Origin of the sequence: Bacillus sp. RC251 (assembly GCF_044908765.1) — a bacterium.
Classification (GTDB): Bacteria; Bacillota; Bacilli; order Bacillales; family Bacillaceae_G; genus Bacillus_A; species Bacillus_A wiedmannii.
The window spans coordinates 90,251-110,546 of sequence record NZ_JBIYDP010000006.1; the positions used below are offsets into that span (position 1 = coordinate 90,251).

The window sequence follows — 20,296 nt, forward strand, 5'->3', positions numbered from 1 at the left end:
AAAAAGACGAGATCCTATAGGGTTTCGTCTTTTTTCTGTTGGATATATTTCAAGATTCCATCTGGATATAGTGCTTTCTCTTTTTGAATGAATGCAGTGAGGGAAATCCATTTTGCGTATGACAGTGTTTGTTCATCTTGTATATTCAGTATTTCCATTTCATATAGTGACATGTCTAATAAGCGTAAAGAATATAGCTGAATGATTTCATGACCAATTTCTCCATCTAGATGAAAGATGTTTTCTAAGCAGCCTAAATAATTGGTGATTTCCACTTCTGTGTGAAGCTCTTCTTGAAATTCGCGAATAACGGTATGTGCTGATTTTTCACCAAGTTCAATTGAACCGCCAAGAGGTCGGTAATATGTTTCATCGCCAGTATGATATTCTTGTACGAGAAGTCTACCGTGATGTATAGCAATGCCAAAAGCTTTTGCACGTGGATACATATATAATCACTCCTTATTTCTTTTGTATAAGGATGATTATAATGTGTTTTGTAATAAAAAGTATCGTGTATTTAGGACTGCGGTCTAATCGTGAGTCCATCAAATAGGTCACTCCAAAATGCTTCATTGTACTGGTATACATCCATAATAGGGCATTTTATAACGCAAATATTTTGTAATCCCCAATCTTCTTGGGCAACAGTTGGTACATCTGCAGGAAGTAGTAATAGGACAGAGAATTTATGTTTAACTATTTGAGATAAAATGTGTTCCAAGGAATGCGCTTCTTCGTATGTTCCTCCAGTTCGAATAAACAATATGGATTCTGCCGTTTCAATTGTAGTTAGAAAACGATGAATTCGATGCTCATAGTTTAACTTAACTTCTGTATAAGAAGGCCAAGAAGTTGGTGTGTTTACATCTGTTTTAAAGTCGTGGCAGGAGTCGATTTCATATAGGTTGTCACGGAGTCTTAATTTCGCACCATCATCCCAAAATGAGATGAAAGATAAGTTTTCGAACTGTAGAAAACGGTCAAATCGATTTTGTAATAATACATTCACTTTTTCTAATGAAGGGCTTAGCATAAAATCGATAACACCAAAAAAGGGTGATAATTCGAATTGATATAACGCCCAAGCAGGCCAGCAGTTTTGTCCTAAGCTGAATACTGCATTATATTCTTTTTTTATATTGGATAGATTCATGTGATTTATCTCATCCTTTTTGCTAATATTTTATGTCACTAAAAAATGGAATGTGAATAAAGATAGACAAGCATATTTGTAAAGAATAAGCAGAAATATGTTACAATAGAAAAAAATCGAACGAGGTGGTTGTTACGATGCGATCGAAGCGAGAACAAGCCATTTTAGACAATATAAAAGAATGGGAATCGCAATTAGTTGAGCAAGAAGCGACTGATTTTCAAAAAATGTTTGATAAATGGGTACATACGACAATTGCGAAATTACCTGAGAAAAAACGAAAAGATTTCTTTACGAAAGCAGATGGATGGCTCTTTCATTTGCATGCATTGATTCAAAGTTCACAATCACAGTTAGACGCGCGTAATCGTATTTTAGGAACGTCGAGATTATTTGATGAATCAATTGAGCAACTAGAAGATTTGAAAGCATTATCTATTGATCAGTTAACATACATAGCAGAGCAGCAAACAGCGCGACATCGCCTATATTCATTCGTACAAGGCGGAGCAACGGGTGCTGGAGGTTTATTATTATTAACGGCTGATTTTCCGGTTATGATTGCATTAAATGTGAAGGCTGTCCAACTTATTGCAACATCATTTGGACATGATGTGAACAAGCCTTATGAAATGATGCTTGCGTTAAAGGTGTTTCATGCGTCATTACTACCAGGAAGGCTTCAGCAATACGCATGGTACAATTTACTGCAAGAGCTAGAGCAAGAAGATTCGTTCTTCTATGAAGGAGACGAAGCGGTATTACAACCAGCTTCTACTGAGGTTGTGTTAAAACAAATTTTGAAAACATTTTCGATTTATGCTCTTCGTCGTAAATTATTCCAAGGTATTCCGGTAATCGGAATGGCAATCGGGTCTACAGTGAACTATCGTTTAACAAGAAATGTTACTGAATTTGCAAATAGATTTTATCAAGTGCGCCACATAGTCGAGAAGGAAAAAAGAGCGTAAAAAAAGCGAGAGGCCGAAGCCTTTCGCTTTTTTTAATTTGTTGCATGCTTTTTGGACATTGGAATAGATACTGGTTGCTTTTCTGCTTTTTTCTCTGCTTTTGGATAATAAATTAAATCCAATGTTTTTGCCTGTACAGCAATTGAAAGAATAGTAAAAGCAATTTCTGTCCAATTTAAATAATATAATGAAAGCGCAAGAACAATCGCGTCAAAGACGAAGAAAATTTGCCCAATTGTAAAACGAGTTCGTTTACTTAATACAATTGTTAAAATGTCGTCTCCGCCGGTTGCACCGCCAAATCGCAATATAAAACCGAGTCCAATACCAGCTAACGCACCGCCAACTACTGCAGCTATAAATAAATTATTTGATAAATCGACCGTAAATGGAGAATAATTTTCCATAAGAGAATAAAATACTCCGAATGAAATCGAACCTAGGAATGAATAACCAACCATTTTTTTACCTAAAAATGAAGCACATAGTAAAATAATTGGGATATCCATAATTACAGTTGAAATAGATGGTGAAATATCATAAAAATTTTGGATAAATAGTGCAATTCCTACAAATCCACCTTCTGTTAAGTGGTTTTGGAAGTGAATGTGATATAGCGCTGCTGCTAAAATAAATGAACCGATTAAAACCATAAAAATTTCTTTAATAATTTGTCGACTTTGGATGTTCCTCATCGTTATTCCTTCTTTCCGTAGTTAGTAGTCCTTTTTGTGTTGTAAACTAACTACGAGCTCACATGTAGCTTCAGTTAGTTTACGAAAAAAACTAACTACGCTATATGTCGCTGAAGAAATAACGAATAATCCTCTCGTCCATCAATTCTCCCTACCTTCGTTTTAGTTTAAGTCTTAAAACGACTAAACAAAACGTGGAGTAGGATTCTTCATTTAGCAATCCTGCTCTTCTTTGTTTTGTTTAGCTAGTAACAATTAAGTCCTAAACAAAACGCTACGTGTAAGAAGAGTCTTTTTTTTGCCAAATTATCCTTCGGGCAATCATAATTTCCCCACTCTCGTATTTTTTTCGCTAGACTAAAGTATCTGAGCTGAAAAATACGCTACGTGTATGATTCGTCAATACGATGCCACATGCTCCTTCGAGCGATCATGATATCAAAATCCCTTCCTTCAAGATTTATATTATTATATCATACTTTCAAAAAATGTATGCGGATGGAAACCGACAATAAGCGGAGGAAATCTACAAAAATTGTTATGTTTAAATATTTTTGTAGAAAAGCCTAAGTTATTTTGCAGAATTGGACAGTGTTTTAATGTTTGTCCAATAAGTAAGAAAGAGATGGCGTTTATTCAGTTGTATCTTTCTGGTCACCTTTATCTTTAAAAAACGCATCCCAGCTAATCACACTTAAAAAAGTTAAAGCGATAATAATGAAAGCTCGCATAAAATTGAGACCTCCTTTTGTACATAGTATATGAATAATTTGCTTCAGAATGTGTCATTTTTTTACAAGTCTTAATTGTTATGAGATTATATCAATATAGATAGATGAAAGGGAGAGAGAAGATATGCTAAAAGACATGTTCAAAAGAAAAGAATTAGTATGCGTTTCATGTCAGAAAAAGATTCAATATGAAGAAGAGCTCGTTGCTTTTGTAAAGTTGCCAAAGGAAAGAAGTATATTAGTTGGACCGTTCGATTTGTGTTTAGCGAAAACAGCACAAGAAATATATTGTAAATCGTGTTACGACAAAAAAGCATGACCCAAAGTAATTGAGGGACATGCTTTTTTCATTGGTGTGCTTTTCCCTCAGATACATTTTGAGTGAGTCGATACCAAAGCCAAAGGTCATTAATGATGGAAGCGAGATCGGCAATTTCTGAATTAAGTTTGCAAGAAATTTCAAAGTTTTCTTCGTTATTTAAATGATGCTGTTTTGCATTAATAGAGTGCTCGAGTTCTTTTATACGATCAGGAATCTTTCCGCGAACTTGTTCCCATTTCAATAAAATAGCATGCTGTATTTTTTCGGGGATATCTTCCCAATCTTCTTGTAAATACGGAATTTCAATTCCTAGATGATCATCGTATAAGAAATACTTTTCCATAAGTTCACCCCCGTTTTCCTGCTTATATTGTACATGAAAACAGAAAGAAGCTCGACGAAATTGTTTGAAAAAATTTGAAAATGACTCTTGATACATTTTGTGAAAGGTGTTAAAGTGTGTATTATTATAAAAGAAAATGAATATTTATTCTTTAGGGGGATGCAAAATGGAGAAGAAAAAAGTGGTATTAGCATATTCTGGAGGTCTTGATACTTCCGTTGCAATTAAATGGTTACAAGAGAAGAATTATGATATTATCGCGCTTTGTTTAGACTTAGGGGAAGGTAAAGACTTAGCATTCGTAAAAGAAAAGGCACTTTCAGTAGGTGCAATTAAATCATATATGATTGATGTTCAAGAGGAATTTGCAAATGAATATGCATTGATGGCGATGCAAGCGCACACGTTATACGAAGGGAAATACCCTCTCGTTTCTGCATTATCTCGTCCACTTATCGCTAAGAAATTAGTAGAAATTGCAGAACAAGAAGGGGCGACTGCAGTTGCACACGGATGTACAGGGAAAGGGAATGATCAAGTTCGTTTTGAAGTTTCTATTCAAGCGTTAAATCCTTACTTAGAAGTGATTGCGCCTGTACGTGAATGGAAATGGTCACGTGAAGAAGAAATTGCATATGCAAAAGAAAACGATGTACCCATTCCGATTAATTTAGACAGCCCGTTTTCAATCGATCAAAACTTATGGGGACGCAGTAACGAATGTGGTATTTTAGAAGATCCATGGGCAGCGCCGCCAGAAGATGCATATGAGATGACATTGGCATTAGAAGATACACCGAATAAACCAGAGTTTGTAGAAATCGGCTTTGAAGCAGGTGTACCGACTACTTTAAATGGCACTGCATATTCACTTTCAGAATTAATTAAAACGTTAAATGCGCTTGCTGGAAAACATGGCGTTGGACGTATCGATCACGTAGAAAATCGCCTCGTTGGTATTAAATCGCGTGAAGTATACGAATGTCCAGCGGCAATGACGTTAATCACAGCACATAAAGAGCTAGAAGATTTAACGCACGTAAAAGAAGTAGCACATTTTAAACCGGTGATTGAGCAGAAAATAACAGAACTTATTTATAACGGTTTATGGTTCTCTCCTTTAAAACAAGCGCTTCATGCTTTCTTACAAGAAACGCAAAAAAATGTAACAGGTACAGTGCGTGTGAAATTATTTAAAGGCCATGCGATTGTAGAAGGACGTAAATCTGAGTACTCTTTATATGACGAAAAATTAGCAACATATACTGCTCAGGACGAATTTAATCATGATGCAGCAGTTGGATTCATTTCATTATTCGGTTTACCGACGAAAGTATACAGCCAAGTGAATCAAAAGAAGGTGGAAGCGTGAGCAAACTTTGGGGCGGACGTTTTACAGAAGAAGCGGAAGCGTGGGTTGAAGAGTTTGGAGCATCCATCTCCTTCGATCAACAATTAGTAAATCAAGATATAAAGGGAAGTATTGCGCACGTAACGATGCTAGCAAAGCAAGGTATCGTTACGAAAGAAGAAGCAGAGAAAATAAAGGTAGGGCTTCAGTATTTATTAAAAGAAGCAAAAGAGAATAAGCTTCAATTCTCGGTAGAAGCAGAAGATATTCATTTAAACATTGAAAAAATGTTAATTGAACAAATCGGTGAAGTAGGAGGGAAACTTCATACAGGACGAAGCCGTAATGATCAAGTAGCGACTGATATGCATTTATATTTGAAAGAAAAAGTAGAACATATTATAAAAGCTACAAAACAATTGCAAACTGTTCTTGTTCATCAAGCAGAAAATAATATTGAAACCATTATGCCTGGTTATACGCATTTGCAGCGTGCGCAGCCAATTTCATTTGCACATCATATTCTTGCTTACTTTTGGATGTTAGAGCGTGATGTGAATCGTTATGAAGATTCATTAAAGCGCATTAACATTTCACCATTAGGAGCAGGAGCATTAGCAGGGACAACATTCCCGATTGACCGAGAATATAGTGCGGAGCTTCTTGGATTTAATGGAATCTATGAAAATAGTTTAGATGCAGTAAGCGATCGTGATTTCATACTGGAGTTCCTAAGTAACTCATCTATGCTCATGATGCACTTATCACGCTTTTGCGAAGAACTTATTTTATGGAGTAGCCAAGAGTTTCAATTTATTGAAATGAGCGATCAATACGCAACGGGAAGCAGCATTATGCCGCAAAAGAAAAATCCAGATATGGCGGAACTAATCCGCGGTAAAACAGGCAGAGTATACGGTAATTTATTTAGTTTACTTACAGTCATGAAAGGATTACCGCTCGCTTACAATAAAGACTTGCAAGAAGATAAAGAAGGAATGTTTGATACAGTAAAAACAGTAGAAGGCTGCCTTCATATTATGGCAGGCATGCTAGAGACGATGACTGTAAACAAAGAAAAAATGGGGCAAGCTGTGACGCACGATTTCTCTAACGCAACAGAAATTGCTGACTACTTAGCAAACAAAGGACTACCATTCCGTCAAGCTCATGAAATTGTTGGGAAGCTAGTGCTACACTGCACACAAAAAGGAATTTATTTAGTAGATGTACCACTTGCAACATATAAAGAAATGAGTCCGTTATTTGAAGAAGATTTGTATGAAGTTCTTTCACCATATGCAGCTGTAAAGCGTCGTAACAGTGCTGGCGGGACAGGGTTTGAGCAAATTGAAAAAGCTTTGGAGAAGGCGAAGGAATTAACGGTAGAGTTTGTAGGTATTAAATGATGCATAATATAGAAGGTAAGGTACTTTTTTAGAAAGTACCTTACCTTTTTGTATTTAGATTTTTAGGGGAGTATCTATCATTTCATAGTTATGTTTCATAATCATAAAATGATGTTTTTCATGTATCGCTAATAGTTGAATAGATTGAATCAGGTTAGGATAGTGAGCAATTGGATCTAAAAATACGATATGTCCTGCAATATTTTCTTCTATATTTTGAACGAGCTTTTTTATTTCATCTGTTTCACGTGTAAGTAATTGTTCTAATTCAGTTATATTCATAGAGTGATAGACTTTTTTTGAGGGGATTAAAATCCAAGGAGCTCTCATTCCCTTGCCATGCTTTTCTTTATATTCGGCATAAATGTCATGTATGTCAGTTGCAAATGGGGCATTTCTTCTTAGTTTTGCATAAGGGATAAGAGTGAAAGAGAATTTAATCGCTACTTTGAGCATCTTTGCAATTAAATATAAGTGATAAAAGTGTTCACCAGTAGACCATTTTTTGTCCTCTGTTCTATACCATAGTTCTTCTTGGGATAGTGAATGGAGCTGAGGAAGGAACTCGTTCCTTTGTACATGTAATGTATGAAAATGTTTTGAGATATTTTCAGATTTCATATTTTCGTATCCTCCACACTTTTTCCTAATTATAACATTTTCCGTGTGGATGTAAGTAAGCCTAGAGCAATGTGCTCCAGGCTTATAATGTATCAATCATACTTATGTCGATCTTCCGTAATTCGAATATACTCAATATCCATCAAATCTCTAAGTAATGCACCATTACTTAGTTCCACACCATGTTTTTCTTTAAAATGTGTACGGAGTGTATCTAACATTTCGAGCTCTTTCCCGTTCACATCTAAAATAATACGTTCAGAATCATTCATATAGCATCCTCCTTTTTTAACATATATATTTTGTCCGTCTATTTCTAAAAAATGTATGTTAACCTAAAGTTAGGAAATAAGAAAGGAATGGAAAATGAGACGTATTTATCCCGCATTAACGGGCAGTAAGACCCCCACCTCAAAATTTAGCGAAAGCAAAGAAGTTAGGTGGGGATCAACTGCCCATAAAAGCCCGATTGGTTCAACTAATAATCAGTGGGGGATGAACAAAACCCCCCCACTGATTAAAGTTTCACTTTATTTTATAGGGATAATTTTGTACACGCTAATTGTATTACATGTTGCATTCCCAAATATCTTTTCATTTGAGGATGTAGAAACAGTACACGTTGGGATATTTATCTTTATTCTATTTGTAGTAGATTGCTGTATTTCAATATGGCTTTCAAAAAGAAAACATGTACAAAATAAAAAAGAAATGGAACGGAAAAAGAGAAAACGTTCCTTTTGGATGACAACGTATTGTTTTTCTTTAGTGATTGCTGCTGCATTTTTTAGTGAGCATATTCCACTAGAAAGATTGGATATTGAATTTTGGGCAATCGTATTTGCATGTTATTTTTTTATGCATTTTCTTCCTTATATGAAAGAAAAGCGAGGAGAAGAGGAAGTTCCGCTTGGAGAAGAAGCGAGAGAACGAGAGCATAAGAGAATAGAAGAAGATATAAAGAAACTCGGAGAACAAAAATGGTATTTGAAATCAAAAATCATATATGTTCTTTGCTTTATGACGCCGCCAATTGGTTATTTGTATGTATTCTTCCTTCGTAAAAAAATGACAGAAGATGCAAAGCAAACGTACTTAACGGTTGCGACGATTATGATGGCGTTATGGTCTTTGAAGTTTCTACCTCCTTATATATTGGCAATTACCGTTGTTGCTATGGCTTGTCTTGTATTTCTAATAAAATATGTGAAATGAAAAACACCAAGCCCATCTGGACTTGGTGTTTTATTTATAAATTAAAGATCACCTTGCTCCTCATCACCACGAACAACAAGGACATCGCATTTCGCATAGCGAATAATATGTTCAGAGACGCTACCAATTAGGAAACGCTCAACAGCATTTAAACCAGTCGCACCACACATAATTAAATCTACTTTATGGTTTGGAGCGATTTCTTTTGAAATTTTAGATTTAGGATTACCAAATTCTAATACAGTTTCAATTTTTTCAAGGCCAGCTTCAAGCGCAGTTTTTTTGTAGTCTTCTAATAAGTCTTCTGCAAATAGATTTGCACGTTCAGCAATTGCGCGGCTATAAGCTTCTACTGCTGAGTATGCTTTTACATCAACGATATGAGCAATTGTTAATGTTGCATTGTTACGTTTTGCGACTTGAATTGCTTTTTTAAAAGCTCTTTCTGCTTCTTTAGAACCATCCACCGCGATTAAAATATTTGTATATGTATTATTCATAGTAAATTCCTCCCAATCATTTTTATTACCGTTTACAACTTTATTATAAAACAAATTTTGGTAATGTGCTTGCCGGAAACGTTACAGAATTTTGAAAACTTTGCTTTAATTCATTTTAGTTGTAATTGAGGCGAGAACTTGTTACATATGAAGTATAGCAATTTAAAAGGAGGCATGTTTGTGAGACACGCGCTCATTACAGCCGGTACGAAAGGTTTAGGAAAGCAAGTAACAGAAAAGTTATTGGCTAAAGGGTATTCAGTAACAGTAACATATCATAGCGATATAACTGCTATGGAAACGATGAAAGAAACATATAAAAATATGGAAGAGCGTCTACAATTCGTGCAAGCGGATGTCACGAAAAAGGAAGATTTACATAAAATAGTAGAAGAAGCGATAAGCCGTTTTGGTAAAATTGACTTTTTAATTAATAATGCTGGTCCATATGTATTTGAACGAAAAAAGTTAGTCGATTATGAAGAAGACGAATGGAATGAAATGATTCAGGGCAATTTAACAGCGGTGTTTCATTTGTTGAAACTTGTCGTTCCGGTTATGAGAAAACAGAACTTTGGCCGTATTATTAATTACGGATTCCAAGGGGCAGATAGCGCACCGGGATGGATTTATCGTTCAGCTTTTGCAGCAGCGAAAGTAGGACTTGTTTCATTAACGAAAACAATTGCTTACGAAGAAGCAGAAAATGGTATTACTGCAAATATGGTATGTCCTGGTGATATTATTGGTGAAATGAAAGAAGCGACAATTCAAGAAGCACGTCAGTTGAAAGAACATAACACACCAATTGGTAGATCTGGAACAGGTGAAGATATCGCAAGAACGATTTCGTTTTTATGTGAAGACGATTCCGATATGATTACCGGTACAATTATTGAAGTAACTGGTGCAGTAGATGTTATTCATAGACATCGATAGAGCGAAATAAGGTGAAGTTTTGAATAATTGGACAGTTTATCCTTTACGCTGAGAGGTGCGGATAATACTGTCCTTTAATGTAAGATTAAATCTATCGGAAAACTTGTATTATTTTTTGTCAAATATTGAGATATTATGTTAAAATATAAGAGCGTAGAAAGCGCTTTAAAAAATGATTCAGGGGTCATTTCATAACTCAAGGGGGAACTAATAATGCGTATCGGTATTCCAACAGAAATTAAAAACAATGAAAACCGCGTGGCGATGACGCCAGCGGGAGCTGTACATTTAGTACAAAATGGTCATGAAGTTTTTGTTCAAAAAGGAGCAGGTATAGGATCAGGCTTTACAGATGAAGAATACGTACAAGCTGGTGCGAAACTTGTTGAAACTGCTGAAGAAGCATGGAATCAAGATATGGTTATGAAGGTAAAAGAGCCAGTTGCAAGTGAATACGGCTATTTCCGCGAAGGTTTAATTTTATTCACATACTTACACTTAGCTCCAGAACCAGAATTAACGAAAGCATTAATTGATAACAAAGTTGTATCAATTGCATACGAAACAGTGCAATTAGACAATCGTTCTTTACCATTACTTGCACCTATGAGTGAAGTAGCTGGTCGTATGTCTGCACAAATCGGTGCACAATTCCTTGAGAAAAACAAAGGCGGTAAAGGTATTTTACTTGCAGGCGTTCCAGGGGTAAAACGCGGCAAAGTAACAATTATCGGCGGTGGTCAAGCTGGTACAAACGCAGCTAAGATTGCAGTAGGTTTAGGTGCAGATGTAACAATCATCGACTTAAGTGCAGAGCGTCTTCGTCAACTAGATGACATTTTCGGTAACCAAGTAAAAACGTTAATGTCTAATCCATACAACATTGCAGAAGCTGTAAAAGAATCTGACCTTGTTATTGGAGCAGTATTAATTCCAGGTGCAAAAGCGCCAAAACTTGTAACAGAAGAAATGATTCAATCAATGGAACCAGGTTCTGTCGTTGTAGATATCGCGATTGACCAAGGTGGTATTTTCGAAACAACTGACCGTATTACAACTCACGACAACCCAACTTACGAAAAACATGGTGTTGTTCATTATGCAGTTGCTAATATGCCAGGAGCAGTTCCACGTACATCAACTCTTGCATTAACAAACGTAACAGTACCATATGCAGTACAAATTGCGAACAAAGGCTACAAAGATGCTTGCTTAGGTAACACTGCATTACTAAAAGGTATTAACACATTAGATGGATATGTAACATTCGAAGCAGTTGCAGAAGCTCACGGTTTACAATACGCTGATGCGAAAGAGCTTCTTGAAAAAGCTCCTGCTTTATCATAATAGAAATACATGTAAGCCCCTCCTTTTGTAAGGAGGGGCTTTTTATTTAGGCTAATTGTCTAGTTTCTTTACAATTTTCAATCCGAACATCATTGTAAAGAAAAGAATGCCGAATAAGTAATACAAGGCATACTCAACTCGTATCATCGAATTTTTGTCAGTGATATATAAAATAAATAGTATTGCAGAACCGATTAAATGAGAGAGACCGAAAATTTGCGCCATAAGTTTTAAACTCATCTTCTCAATTCTTTCATCCATTTCAGGTAATGGATACTTCTCGGAATCGCTCTTTTTTTTCTTAAAGAATATTTGTTTTACTACGAATAGTATCGAGTCTAAGAGTATAAATACGCCAGCGAATAGAAGGACAGAAGTAATTTTTTCTTCATCATTACTAGTGAAATAAAGAAAAGTTGAACCTAACAATAAAAAGGTAAGATGCGAAATGAACTTTTGATTAAAAAAGTTTTTCATTCTTTTTCCTCCCCAGTTTTATCTAATTGAAATAAATCTTCTACTTTACAGTTGAAAAACTCACATAATTTCAATGCTAATTCTAAACTCGGGTTGTATTTATTCTTCTCGATAGCGATGAGGGATTGTCTAGTGATTTGAACAGAGGAAGCTAATTGTTCTTGGGTGATGTCTCTAAAGACGCGGAATTGTTTCACCTTATTTTTAATCAAATATACAAAGTCTCCTTTTTGTAAATTTGTTACATTTATTATATCCATTTTTAGGTAATAAGTAAATAAAACTTTACAAAAAGTAAACAAAACTTTACGTGAAATATAGCTTGTTATAATGTTATTTTTTGTGATAATTTGGAATTAAATGAAAAAATAAGTCAAAAGAGGAGATTTAATGGGGAGTAAAAAGAGGAAGAAAAGGCAAGTTAAAAGACAAAAATATATGAAGAAAAAACAGGAACAGAACATACCTCTTTCAAAAAAAGTAGTTATTATGATAGAAAAAACATTTCGGTATATTTGTATGTTCTTGTATGTGATTTTTTGCGTGTTTTTATGTGGGATGGTTAACAATTTGGGGATAACCCCTAATGTTATTGAAGGTATTTTTGGCGTTATACTTGTTATGGTAGAAGGATTCTTATTCTTTATATTATTTGATAAAGTGTGGCCTAGTCATGAAAGTAAAAAAGATAGAAAAAGAAGAAAAAAATCTTCATACGCTTCAAGCTCATCAAGTGGATTCGGTGACTACAGTAGCAATGATTGTAGCAGCTCAAGTGATAGTGGAGGAGATTGCGGAGGTGGTGGAGACTAAATTAGTTTTTCAGAAGAACGACTAATGAAAGGGTGGGACGAAAGATGGAAACTGTGAATTTAATAGAATTAACGAAGGACATTCAAGATCAACATAAAAACTTTGTCGTTTCAAATGTAAATAGTCATTGCTTACGAATCGCTGTATTTACTGGTGAATATGATTGGCACTATCATTCTAATTCGGATGAATTATTTATTGTGCTAGAGGGAGAACTACTGATCGATTTTGAAGATGGAGAAACGGCGGTTTTAAAGCCGAATGATTCTATCTTAATTCCAGCATGCACAATTCATAGAACGAGAGCATTCAAGAGAACGGTAAATCTTTGTTTTGAAAATATAGAGGCTGATACGATTAAAGTGGAGCAATTATGAAAAAATTATCAGTAGCCGAGTATAGAAAAATCATTCCGATTTTAGAAAGTAATACAAGAACGACGACGTTTGCTTATGCGGTATGTGACCAAATGATAGATGGTGAGATTTTTGCCAACGAGAAGTTAACAGCAGGATTAATTCGTACAACTAACGGTATCTATTATTTATTTGGTGATACGGATGATCACAATTATAACGAAGATTTATTTGCGTATTTAAAAATGGCTATTGAAAAAACAGAGAAGAGATTTACATTGTTCACTTCGAGTGAAGAGTGGGAAATGATGATAGAAGAACATTTTAGTAATGTACTTCGGAACATTCCACGAATGAAATTTCAAAGCATAACCTTTGAAGAGAAAAAACAAGATTGTAACAAAAATACATATGGAGTGAAGCGTATTGATAGAAAAGATATAGCACAAAGTAATGAGTTTACAGAGGGATATTATAAAGAATATTGGGGATCAAAAGAAACGTTTTTGAACAGTGGTTTTGGATTTTGTATAGAACAAGATGGGATGATTGTAGCTGAATGTGTTTCGATATTTAGTGGGAATGGATTTGCTGAAATTGATATTGTGACGCAGGAAGCATATCAAGGGAAAGGATTAGCTCAAGCTGTTGCACAACGGTTCATTGAACATTGCACACAAAATGATATTACACCGTGCTGGGATTGTTATGTAGACAATATTCCTTCGCAAAATTTAGCTAGTAAATTACGTTTTTATAATCCAATAGAATATAGATTGTTTGTACGGAAGAAAACGGGGGAATAAAAATGAATGTGGAGTTAACGAGATTCAAAGTGAAACAAGGTAAAAGTCATCGTGTAGATGAATGGATGCAGCTTCTTAATGACAATATGAAAGAAGTGCTTTTGACATTAAACGACGAAAAAATGTATGTTGAGACAATTTTCCGGGAAATAAGAGATGGAGAAGAGTACTTATATTGGTATTCTGTGCAAGGAGAAGGCGGGGCTCTTGTCGAAAATTCTCATCATGAAATTGATAAAAAGCACTTAGCGTTTTGGTATGAATGTATTGATGAAGAAGTACAGTCTGTTGATATGAAAACAGAAGTTGTTATGATTCAAGATGTTGTGAAGGAAGCGATGAAATAATAGAATAGTATGTTGGAGAGAAGCGCATCAAAATAGATGTGCTTTTTTATTTTGAAAAAAATTATAGAAAAGCTGTATACATTTTACGCTCTCAAACGTTGAGTATATAGAAAGGAGAGCAGGATGAGCCATGATACGTTTGAAACATTATTAATAGAGAAGTCAAAAGCTGTGTTTGGATATTTAATTAAGATTGGAGCAGATAGAAAAGAAGCAGAGGATATTGTGCAAGATACGTTGTACAAAGCTTTATTACTTATGGAGGAAATACCGTTAGAGCATTTAACGCCGTGGCTCTTTAGAGTTGCGATCAATCAGCACCGAGATTTACATCGAAAAGAAAAAAGATTAAATCCCATTGCGATTGAATCTGTTGTTCTTATTGGTCAAAAGTCGTTAGATGAAGCGCTTTTAACAAGTGAACTACAAGGCGAGGTACAAGCAATATTGGAGACGATGACGGAGGATTATCGTCATATTTTACTGTTGAAATATGAATATGAACTATCTTATAAGGAAATTGCCATTTTATTAAGTATGAAAGAAGAAACAGTGAAAACAAGTTTGTACCGTGCAAGAAATCAATTTAAAAAATTGTATAGGAGGAGAAACGATGAGTCGGAAGGACTTTGATTTGAATATGGATGATAAGCAGATGAAAGTTTTGATGAAGAGAGCGAAGCGGAAGCAACTTTGGAGAAATTGGCTTATTTCTATTTGTGCGTCCATTATTGTTATAGTAAGTTTATTTTTTGGAGCAGCGTATTTTTCTCAGCAAACGTTTAGAAAAATGGAAAGAGAAATGAATGCACTACATAGGGTTCAAGGCCCTAATATTCGTTTCAGTGGAAGTATGTATTTAAGTCTCGGTGTTACAGGGAGTACGGTAATATATAACTCGTATAAAAATATAGCTGGCCAACCAGTAAAATGGGTAAATGATATATATGAATCTGGCATATGGGATTATAGTATGAAGCGCTACAATGGTGAGCTTGTTAGTTTAGATGAGGAAAAAAGGGGTGAAGAGGCTGTTGCGATACCAGACTATAATGTACAAACAATGCAAAGAGAAATGAGGTTTTATTTACCTTTCGTTACTTATAAAAATTATGTGGATGACCTGAAAAATATTGGGGATTTGCAAAATAAAGTTGCAGAAGTAGCCTTATCTTTTGATAAATCGTATACAGTTGAACAAATTACTGAGATGCTACCCAAAAGTGTACAGCCAGTTTGGTTTTGGGTAGATACATATAATGAAAAGAAAAGTGATTCTTATGTAGGGCTAAAAGATCCTAAAAATGGCGCAATATTAAATGCAGAAATGGCTAAAAATGTTTTTGGGTTTGAAGGGAGTTATGCAAAAGTAAAAGAAGATGTGAAAAATGATGTAACAATAAACTCAAAAGAGTTTCTATACCAAATGAAGTATTTAGCAAAAAATAGTGAAGGTATACCAAGTGATTATTTTGAACAATATTATAAAGAAATAAAAAATACGAAACCAAAAGACCTACCAATATACGGTGTAGTTGTAACAGGTAAAACAGAGGATTTACAAAGTTTACAAGGAGCACCGTATATTAAGGCTGCTGTTAGAGGTGTAACAGTTGAGAAATATTGATTACAAGAGATTAATGTGAATAATCAGAAAATTTATGTTATAATATGGGAAAAGGAGGTTAATATGAGGCAAATACATGGAGCAATTTATATTTACATAACAATGTTTTTCGTGGCGATATCCTATGGATTAGGGCACGTGTATTCGCATCCTATACTAACTTTTTTAAGTGGAGCATGTATGGCGTTTGCGATTCTTGTCCACCTTTTCTCAGTTTGGATCGTGAAATTTCAATTAAATATTAGTGAAATAGAAGAAGGCACTTTTTGAGTGGCCTTCTTTTTTTAATAATATTTTGGAAGCTCTCGTAGCAATTTTTCAATTTTGCATTCGGTTTCTTCACATATAGAAAGTGTACGTAGTCTGAAAAATAAGCTGCGTAGGAAAGATTTTATATTTCCGTATAGAAACTCGTATGATTCAATATGTAGTGTTTGTTTTTGGACTGGTAATTGAGCTACTAAGTCATGAAGGGCTAATATGAGTACGTCTTCCTTTAGACTATTTTGTAGCATTGAGACAATCGGATAAACGAGTCGCTCGTCTTCTTCATATTTGTAGTAAATAGAATGGACACAAACTTTGTTTAATAAAGTTTGTAATATTTCTTCGTAATGTAAAGTTTCCAGTTTAGGACTACGAACAAGCGCTTCAAATGTATCAGAAGCATGAGCGATACTATGTGCCCAGCCGTGGTCTTGCACATATCCACGGAAATCATGTTCATTGTTCATATATAGAATCAATTGATCTTTTACAGTTAAAATATCATTCTGTGATAAGAAATTATATTTTGTATCGGCATCAATAATGAGCGCAATTAATAATGTTGTAAATGCGCGGGTAAATACAGCATCTTCGTCATCCGAATGAATCTTATACAATAAATATTTGTCACTGATGCTTTCTAATAATAGTTTCTTTAATTGCGTGTGTGAAATGTAGTCCTTTTTGATGAGATGATAAAAAGTAGAGTAGATGAGCTTGTCTCTTAAATAGCTATCGGTAACACCGATATGCTCAAGCATATTGGAACTTAAAGAATTAATGTTAAGTGTGTTATCCAATATGTAATTATTATTACGAATTTCTTCTAACTGTTGTTGTAACATATAAACCTCCCATTTTAGAAAATTCTGTATTTTTATAATATAATAAGAGGAAGAAATAGACAATACAGTGAAACTTTAATCAGTGGGGGGCATCCCTCACTGATTATTAGTTGAACCAATCGGACTTTTACGGACAGTTGATCCCCCACCTAACTTCTTTGCTTTCACCGAATTTTGAGGTGGGGGTCTTACTACCCGTTCATGCGGGATACATAAGTGCTTTTGAATGGAGGGACATTGTGAAGAGAGCATTATTCTTTTTTATTGGTATTTTCTTTTTAGGAAGTTGTTCGATTTCGTATGTTATTTTTTCTAGCGAGAGCAAAAGTTGGACGGGACAATATAAAGGGCATATTAAGGATGACAGTGAAGATGGAATGTTTACGTTTCAGTATAAGGGCGGAGATGGGAATACAGAATTTAAGAATTTAGAGATTGCTATTAATGGAGCCTTTAGCACAATGACACAAACGTCAGAAGTTCATAAGGGAGCAAAGATTGAAATGAAGTCTTCTTGTGTCAGTTGTGCGCCCCTATCCAAAGATGAACCGATAGAGGTTGTCATTAAATGGGATGATAAGTATGAGGAGAAGATGGTGTTAAATTTGAAATAGCCTAGAGTAAGGAGTTAAAAATGAATAGGCATATGAAAAAATTAATGTTTTTAAGTGTATTTCTAATCATATTATCAGCGTGCACTACAAAACAAGTAGAGGTGAAAAAAGTACCTGAAGAAGGGTATGTCATAGTAAGAAATGACACGGTATTTTTCGTCAGTGATGAAACGTATGAAACAAAAATAGAGTTGCAAAATTATATAGAACAACAAATGAATAAAGAGTATCCATCACATATAGTTTTGAGCTTTAAAGATAAAGGTGCATATAAACAGTTAAAAACAGGGGATAAAATAAAAGTATGGACTTCTCAAACGCTTGAAAGCTATCCAGCAAAAATGATTGTAGAGAAGTTTGAAATATTAGAGAAACAGAAAAAGGCAGCAATCACGCTGCCTTTTTTCTTATTTCACAAATTGTAATTCTTTCGGGAATTTCGTTAAAATTTCTGACCCGTCTTTTGTGATGTAAATATCATCTTCAATACGAACGCCACCTACGTTTGGTACGTAAATACCTGGCTCGATTGTGAAGACCATACCTTCTTTTAATGGAGACTCGTTACCAGCTTTTACATCTGGATATTCGTGTACGCTAATTCCAAGTCCGTGACCAAGGCGGTGTGGGAAGAAGTCGCCGTAACCTGCATCTGCGATAACAGAACGAGCAGCGTTGTCGATTGCGCCAAGTGTAACACCTGGTTTACATGCTTCAACTGCTTGTAGTTGTCCAGCAAGTACAGTGTTATAAATGCGAGTTTGTTCTTCAGAAATTTCGCCGAATGCTACTGTACGTGTAATGTCAGAGCAATAACCTTCAATGATTACGCCTAAATCAAATAGTACGAAATCGCCGCGTTTCATTTTATTTGCACCTGGAATACCGTGTGGAAGAGCAGAGTTTGCACCTGCTAATACCATCGTATCAAATGACATTTTATGTATGCCTTTTGTTTTTAATTCGTGTTCAATAATTGCTAATACTTCTAGCTCACTACGATCTTCTTTAATTGCATTTACACCAACTTCAACAGCGTAGTCCGCCATTTTAGCTGCTTCGCGTAAAATAGAAAGTTCTTTTTCATCTTTAATTAAGCGAAGTTCACGAACTTTTTCCTCAGCTGATTTGAAAGCTGCATTTGGGAATAACTTTGTTAATTCTTCGTAGCGCTCTACGTTTAAATGTTCTTTTTCAATTGCAACTGCATTTGCATTGATGCCGCGGTCTTTAATTGCTTTTGCAATCATATCCCATGGTCTGTCAGTATCAGTAAATCCGATAATTTCATGTGCCCAGCCAGCGTTACGCGCTTGACCTTCTTCCATTTTAGGGCAAATTAAAATAGGTTCTTTTTCTTGGAATACAAACATACCAAGAAGTCTTTCGTGTGGTTCGCAGTGGAAGTTTGTCATGTAGAAAACGTTTGGTGTAGAAGTTAAGAACGCAGCTTCTACGTTTTTTTCTTTTAGCCATTGCATTAAATTTTCTAATCTAGCATTCATCGATTGGCACCCCCGAGATATTTAATTACAAATATAACTTTACATCGGAAGAAAGCGTTATGACAAGTAAATAGATGTTAGAAAAGACAGGGAATTGAAAAATCATGTAGAATAAAAAATGAGAATGTGAATAGGGGAGGAATGTAGTAATGAAAGTATCTTATCACGGGCATTCAGTTGTAAAGATTGAAACGAATGGAAAAGTGATTTTAATTGACCCATTTTTAACTGGAAATCCGATAACGGATTTAAAGGCTGAAGATGTCAAAGTAGATGCAATTCTTTTATCGCATGGACATGGTGATCATGTTGGAGATACAGTAGGGCTTGCGAAGAAAAATAATGCAGTTGTTGTGGCACCATTTGAACTAGCGACATTTTTAAGTTGGCAAGGTGTAAATACACATCCGATGCATATTGGTGGTTCGCATGAATTTGACTTCGGAAAAGTGAAGTTTACACAAGCATTCCACGGTTCTAGTTATATTGATGAAGAAAATAAGACGATTACATATACAGGTATGCCAGCAGGTATTTTATTTACAGCAGAAGAGAAAACTGTATACCATGCAGGAGATACCGCTCTATTCTCTGATATGAAATTAATTGGGGAACTGAATAACATTGATATAGCATTTTTACCAATTGGCGATAATTTCACAATGGGGCCAGAAGATGCTGTTTTAGCAGCAAAATGGGTTCAGGCGAAAACTGTTGTGCCGATGCATTACAATACGTTCCCAGTAATTGAACAAGACCCATATCAATTTGTAGAAAAGCTACAAAATTGTACAGGAAAAGTATTAGAAGCTGGAGAAAGTATTACACTATAGAAAAGAAACCCTTCATTTGAAAAGACAAGTGAAGGGTTTTTTACGTGTGTAGGACAGCTTTTAAAGGTTGTACTTGTTTTGATGATTTTTTTCTTTTTGGAAGTGGTTGTTCAGGTGCTTCATTCAATTCCATTGCAACTTTTTTTCCATCTACGAAAGCTAAAAATACAGCACTTACAACTTCTAATAATTTTTTTATCATATAT

29 protein-coding genes are annotated in these 20,296 nt (G+C 35.1%); 17 read left to right on the top strand and 12 right to left on the bottom strand.

All coding sequences use genetic code 11. The features are described 5' to 3' along the window. Window positions 1–14: 14 nt before the first annotated feature. Both ABH961_RS19440 and ABH961_RS19445 read right to left on the bottom strand, forming a co-directional pair. Complete coding sequence (locus tag ABH961_RS19440; protein WP_048544418.1) at window positions 15–449, bottom strand: NUDIX hydrolase; 435 nt, start codon at window positions 447–449, stop codon at window positions 15–17. A 71-nt stretch (window positions 450–520) separates the two neighbouring features. Continuing rightward, window positions 521–1,156: a DUF1796 family putative cysteine peptidase gene (locus ABH961_RS19445; RefSeq protein WP_048544416.1), complete on the bottom strand. Its 636-nt coding sequence runs from the start codon at window positions 1,154–1,156 to the stop codon at window positions 521–523. Window positions 1,157–1,293: 137 nt separating this feature from the next. Here ABH961_RS19445 and ABH961_RS19450 point away from each other — a divergent pair, with 137 nt between their 5' ends. After that, complete coding sequence (locus tag ABH961_RS19450; protein ID WP_001256871.1) at window positions 1,294–2,127, top strand: EcsC family protein; 834 nt, start codon at window positions 1,294–1,296, stop codon at window positions 2,125–2,127. Between the two features lie 32 nt (window positions 2,128–2,159). Here ABH961_RS19450 and ABH961_RS19455 read toward each other — a convergent pair whose 3' ends face one another. After that, a complete protein-coding gene (locus ABH961_RS19455; RefSeq protein WP_048544413.1) occupies window positions 2,160–2,822 on the bottom strand; it encodes a YitT family protein in 663 nt (220 codons plus the stop codon). Between the two features lie 855 nt (window positions 2,823–3,677). Between ABH961_RS19455 and ABH961_RS19460 the strand changes: the two genes are divergently transcribed. Next, window positions 3,678–3,872, top strand: coding sequence for a hypothetical protein (locus ABH961_RS19460; protein ID WP_098200045.1), 195 nt, complete (start codon window positions 3,678–3,680; stop codon window positions 3,870–3,872). Window positions 3,873–3,900: 28 nt separating this feature from the next. On the opposite strand, the gene ABH961_RS19465 is transcribed toward ABH961_RS19460, so the two are convergent. After that, window positions 3,901–4,218 carry a radical SAM protein gene (locus ABH961_RS19465; protein WP_088064564.1) on the bottom strand — a complete coding sequence of 106 codons (318 nt, stop codon included), beginning with the start codon at window positions 4,216–4,218 and terminating at the stop codon, window positions 3,901–3,903. Window positions 4,219–4,384: 166 nt separating this feature from the next. Here ABH961_RS19465 and ABH961_RS19470 point away from each other — a divergent pair, with 166 nt between their 5' ends. After that, window positions 4,385–5,590 carry an argininosuccinate synthase gene (locus tag ABH961_RS19470; protein ID WP_000412317.1) on the top strand — a complete coding sequence of 402 codons (1,206 nt, stop codon included), beginning with the start codon at window positions 4,385–4,387 and terminating at the stop codon, window positions 5,588–5,590. Further along, window positions 5,587–6,978 carry an argininosuccinate lyase gene (gene argH / locus ABH961_RS19475; protein WP_098078752.1) on the top strand — a complete coding sequence of 464 codons (1,392 nt, stop codon included), beginning with the start codon at window positions 5,587–5,589 and terminating at the stop codon, window positions 6,976–6,978. The genes ABH961_RS19470 and argH overlap by 4 nt, the downstream gene beginning before the upstream one ends. Window positions 6,979–7,032: 54 nt before the next feature. On the opposite strand, the gene ABH961_RS19480 is transcribed toward argH, so the two are convergent. Then, window positions 7,033–7,599 (bottom strand): DinB family protein, encoded by a 567-nt coding sequence (locus ABH961_RS19480; protein WP_048544405.1) that lies wholly within the window; start codon window positions 7,597–7,599, stop codon window positions 7,033–7,035. 92 nt (window positions 7,600–7,691) lie between these two features. Next, window positions 7,692–7,871 (bottom strand): hypothetical protein, encoded by a 180-nt coding sequence (locus tag ABH961_RS19485; RefSeq protein ID WP_000999985.1) that lies wholly within the window; start codon window positions 7,869–7,871, stop codon window positions 7,692–7,694. Window positions 7,872–8,094: 223 nt separating this feature from the next. Between ABH961_RS19485 and ABH961_RS19490 the strand changes: the two genes are divergently transcribed. Further along, window positions 8,095–8,814: a hypothetical protein gene (locus ABH961_RS19490; RefSeq protein WP_098078847.1), complete on the top strand. Its 720-nt coding sequence runs from the start codon at window positions 8,095–8,097 to the stop codon at window positions 8,812–8,814. 41 nt (window positions 8,815–8,855) lie between these two features. Here the strand turns inward: ABH961_RS19490 and ABH961_RS19495 are convergent, their stop codons facing one another. Continuing rightward, on the bottom strand, window positions 8,856–9,314 hold the full coding sequence (locus ABH961_RS19495; RefSeq protein WP_001066680.1) for a universal stress protein: 459 nt from the start codon (window positions 9,312–9,314) through the stop codon (window positions 8,856–8,858). Window positions 9,315–9,461: 147 nt separating this feature from the next. On the opposite strand from ABH961_RS19495, the gene ABH961_RS19500 reads away from it, so the two are divergent. Together ABH961_RS19500 and ald are read left to right on the top strand one after the other, a co-directional pair. Then, complete coding sequence (locus ABH961_RS19500) at window positions 9,462–10,253, top strand: SDR family oxidoreductase (protein WP_048544518.1); 792 nt, start codon at window positions 9,462–9,464, stop codon at window positions 10,251–10,253. Window positions 10,254–10,466: 213 nt separating this feature from the next. Further along, window positions 10,467–11,600: an alanine dehydrogenase gene (gene ald / locus ABH961_RS19505; RefSeq protein ID WP_001219390.1), complete on the top strand. Its 1,134-nt coding sequence runs from the start codon at window positions 10,467–10,469 to the stop codon at window positions 11,598–11,600. 51 nt (window positions 11,601–11,651) lie between these two features. Here the strand turns inward: ald and ABH961_RS19510 are convergent, their stop codons facing one another. Continuing rightward, on the bottom strand, window positions 11,652–12,077 hold the full coding sequence (locus ABH961_RS19510; protein WP_098078755.1) for a hypothetical protein: 426 nt from the start codon (window positions 12,075–12,077) through the stop codon (window positions 11,652–11,654). After that, window positions 12,074–12,289 (bottom strand): helix-turn-helix transcriptional regulator, encoded by a 216-nt coding sequence (locus ABH961_RS19515; protein ID WP_438285582.1) that lies wholly within the window; start codon window positions 12,287–12,289, stop codon window positions 12,074–12,076. The genes ABH961_RS19510 and ABH961_RS19515 overlap by 4 nt, the downstream gene beginning before the upstream one ends. Window positions 12,290–12,467: 178 nt before the next feature. Between ABH961_RS19515 and ABH961_RS19520 the strand changes: the two genes are divergently transcribed. The 7 genes from ABH961_RS19520 to ABH961_RS19550 all read left to right on the top strand — a co-directional run bounded on the left by ABH961_RS19520 (window position 12,468) and on the right by ABH961_RS19550 (window position 16,296). Next, the gene (locus ABH961_RS19520; protein WP_098078760.1) at window positions 12,468–12,890 is read left to right on the top strand and encodes a hypothetical protein; all 423 of its coding nucleotides are present in this window, start codon (window positions 12,468–12,470) and stop codon (window positions 12,888–12,890) included. A gap of 44 nt (window positions 12,891–12,934) precedes the next feature. Continuing rightward, entirely contained in the window at window positions 12,935–13,267 is a 333-nt protein-coding gene (locus tag ABH961_RS19525) for a cupin domain-containing protein (protein WP_046956219.1), read from the top strand. Next, window positions 13,264–14,052, top strand: a complete 789-nt coding sequence (locus tag ABH961_RS19530) for a GNAT family N-acetyltransferase (protein ID WP_098642635.1) — start codon at window positions 13,264–13,266, stop codon at window positions 14,050–14,052. The genes ABH961_RS19525 and ABH961_RS19530 overlap by 4 nt, the downstream gene beginning before the upstream one ends. A gap of 2 nt (window positions 14,053–14,054) precedes the next feature. Next, window positions 14,055–14,399, top strand: a complete 345-nt coding sequence (locus ABH961_RS19535) for a DUF6176 family protein (RefSeq protein WP_063260726.1) — start codon at window positions 14,055–14,057, stop codon at window positions 14,397–14,399. A 123-nt stretch (window positions 14,400–14,522) separates the two neighbouring features. Beyond that, window positions 14,523–15,032: an RNA polymerase sigma factor gene (locus ABH961_RS19540; RefSeq protein ID WP_098048088.1), complete on the top strand. Its 510-nt coding sequence runs from the start codon at window positions 14,523–14,525 to the stop codon at window positions 15,030–15,032. Continuing rightward, window positions 15,013–16,026, top strand: a complete 1,014-nt coding sequence (locus ABH961_RS19545; RefSeq protein ID WP_098078765.1) for an anti sigma factor C-terminal domain-containing protein — start codon at window positions 15,013–15,015, stop codon at window positions 16,024–16,026. The genes ABH961_RS19540 and ABH961_RS19545 overlap by 20 nt, the downstream gene beginning before the upstream one ends. A gap of 63 nt (window positions 16,027–16,089) precedes the next feature. After that, window positions 16,090–16,296: a hypothetical protein gene (locus ABH961_RS19550; protein WP_001248904.1), complete on the top strand. Its 207-nt coding sequence runs from the start codon at window positions 16,090–16,092 to the stop codon at window positions 16,294–16,296. Between the two features lie 14 nt (window positions 16,297–16,310). Here the strand turns inward: ABH961_RS19550 and ABH961_RS19555 are convergent, their stop codons facing one another. Beyond that, the gene (locus tag ABH961_RS19555; RefSeq protein ID WP_098078768.1) at window positions 16,311–17,138 is read right to left on the bottom strand and encodes a DUF2785 domain-containing protein; all 828 of its coding nucleotides are present in this window, start codon (window positions 17,136–17,138) and stop codon (window positions 16,311–16,313) included. A gap of 239 nt (window positions 17,139–17,377) precedes the next feature. Between ABH961_RS19555 and ABH961_RS19560 the strand changes: the two genes are divergently transcribed. Further along, window positions 17,378–17,752: a hypothetical protein gene (locus ABH961_RS19560; protein ID WP_141520018.1), complete on the top strand. Its 375-nt coding sequence runs from the start codon at window positions 17,378–17,380 to the stop codon at window positions 17,750–17,752. A gap of 20 nt (window positions 17,753–17,772) precedes the next feature. Next, window positions 17,773–18,177: a DUF3221 domain-containing protein gene (locus ABH961_RS19565; RefSeq protein ID WP_048544381.1), complete on the top strand. Its 405-nt coding sequence runs from the start codon at window positions 17,773–17,775 to the stop codon at window positions 18,175–18,177. Here ABH961_RS19565 and pepQ read toward each other — a convergent pair. Then, a complete protein-coding gene (gene pepQ / locus ABH961_RS19570) occupies window positions 18,160–19,257 on the bottom strand; it encodes a Xaa-Pro dipeptidase (protein WP_000994030.1) in 1,098 nt (365 codons plus the stop codon). The two genes, ABH961_RS19565 and pepQ, sit on opposite strands and share 18 nt — an antisense overlap. A gap of 149 nt (window positions 19,258–19,406) precedes the next feature. On the opposite strand from pepQ, the gene ABH961_RS19575 reads away from it, so the two are divergent. Continuing rightward, window positions 19,407–20,090, top strand: a complete 684-nt coding sequence (locus ABH961_RS19575) for a metal-dependent hydrolase (RefSeq protein WP_098078770.1) — start codon at window positions 19,407–19,409, stop codon at window positions 20,088–20,090. Between the two features lie 40 nt (window positions 20,091–20,130). Here the strand turns inward: ABH961_RS19575 and ABH961_RS19580 are convergent, their stop codons facing one another. After that, window positions 20,131–20,292, bottom strand: a complete 162-nt coding sequence (locus ABH961_RS19580) for a hypothetical protein (RefSeq protein ID WP_098078772.1) — start codon at window positions 20,290–20,292, stop codon at window positions 20,131–20,133. Window positions 20,293–20,296 lie beyond the last annotated feature (4 nt).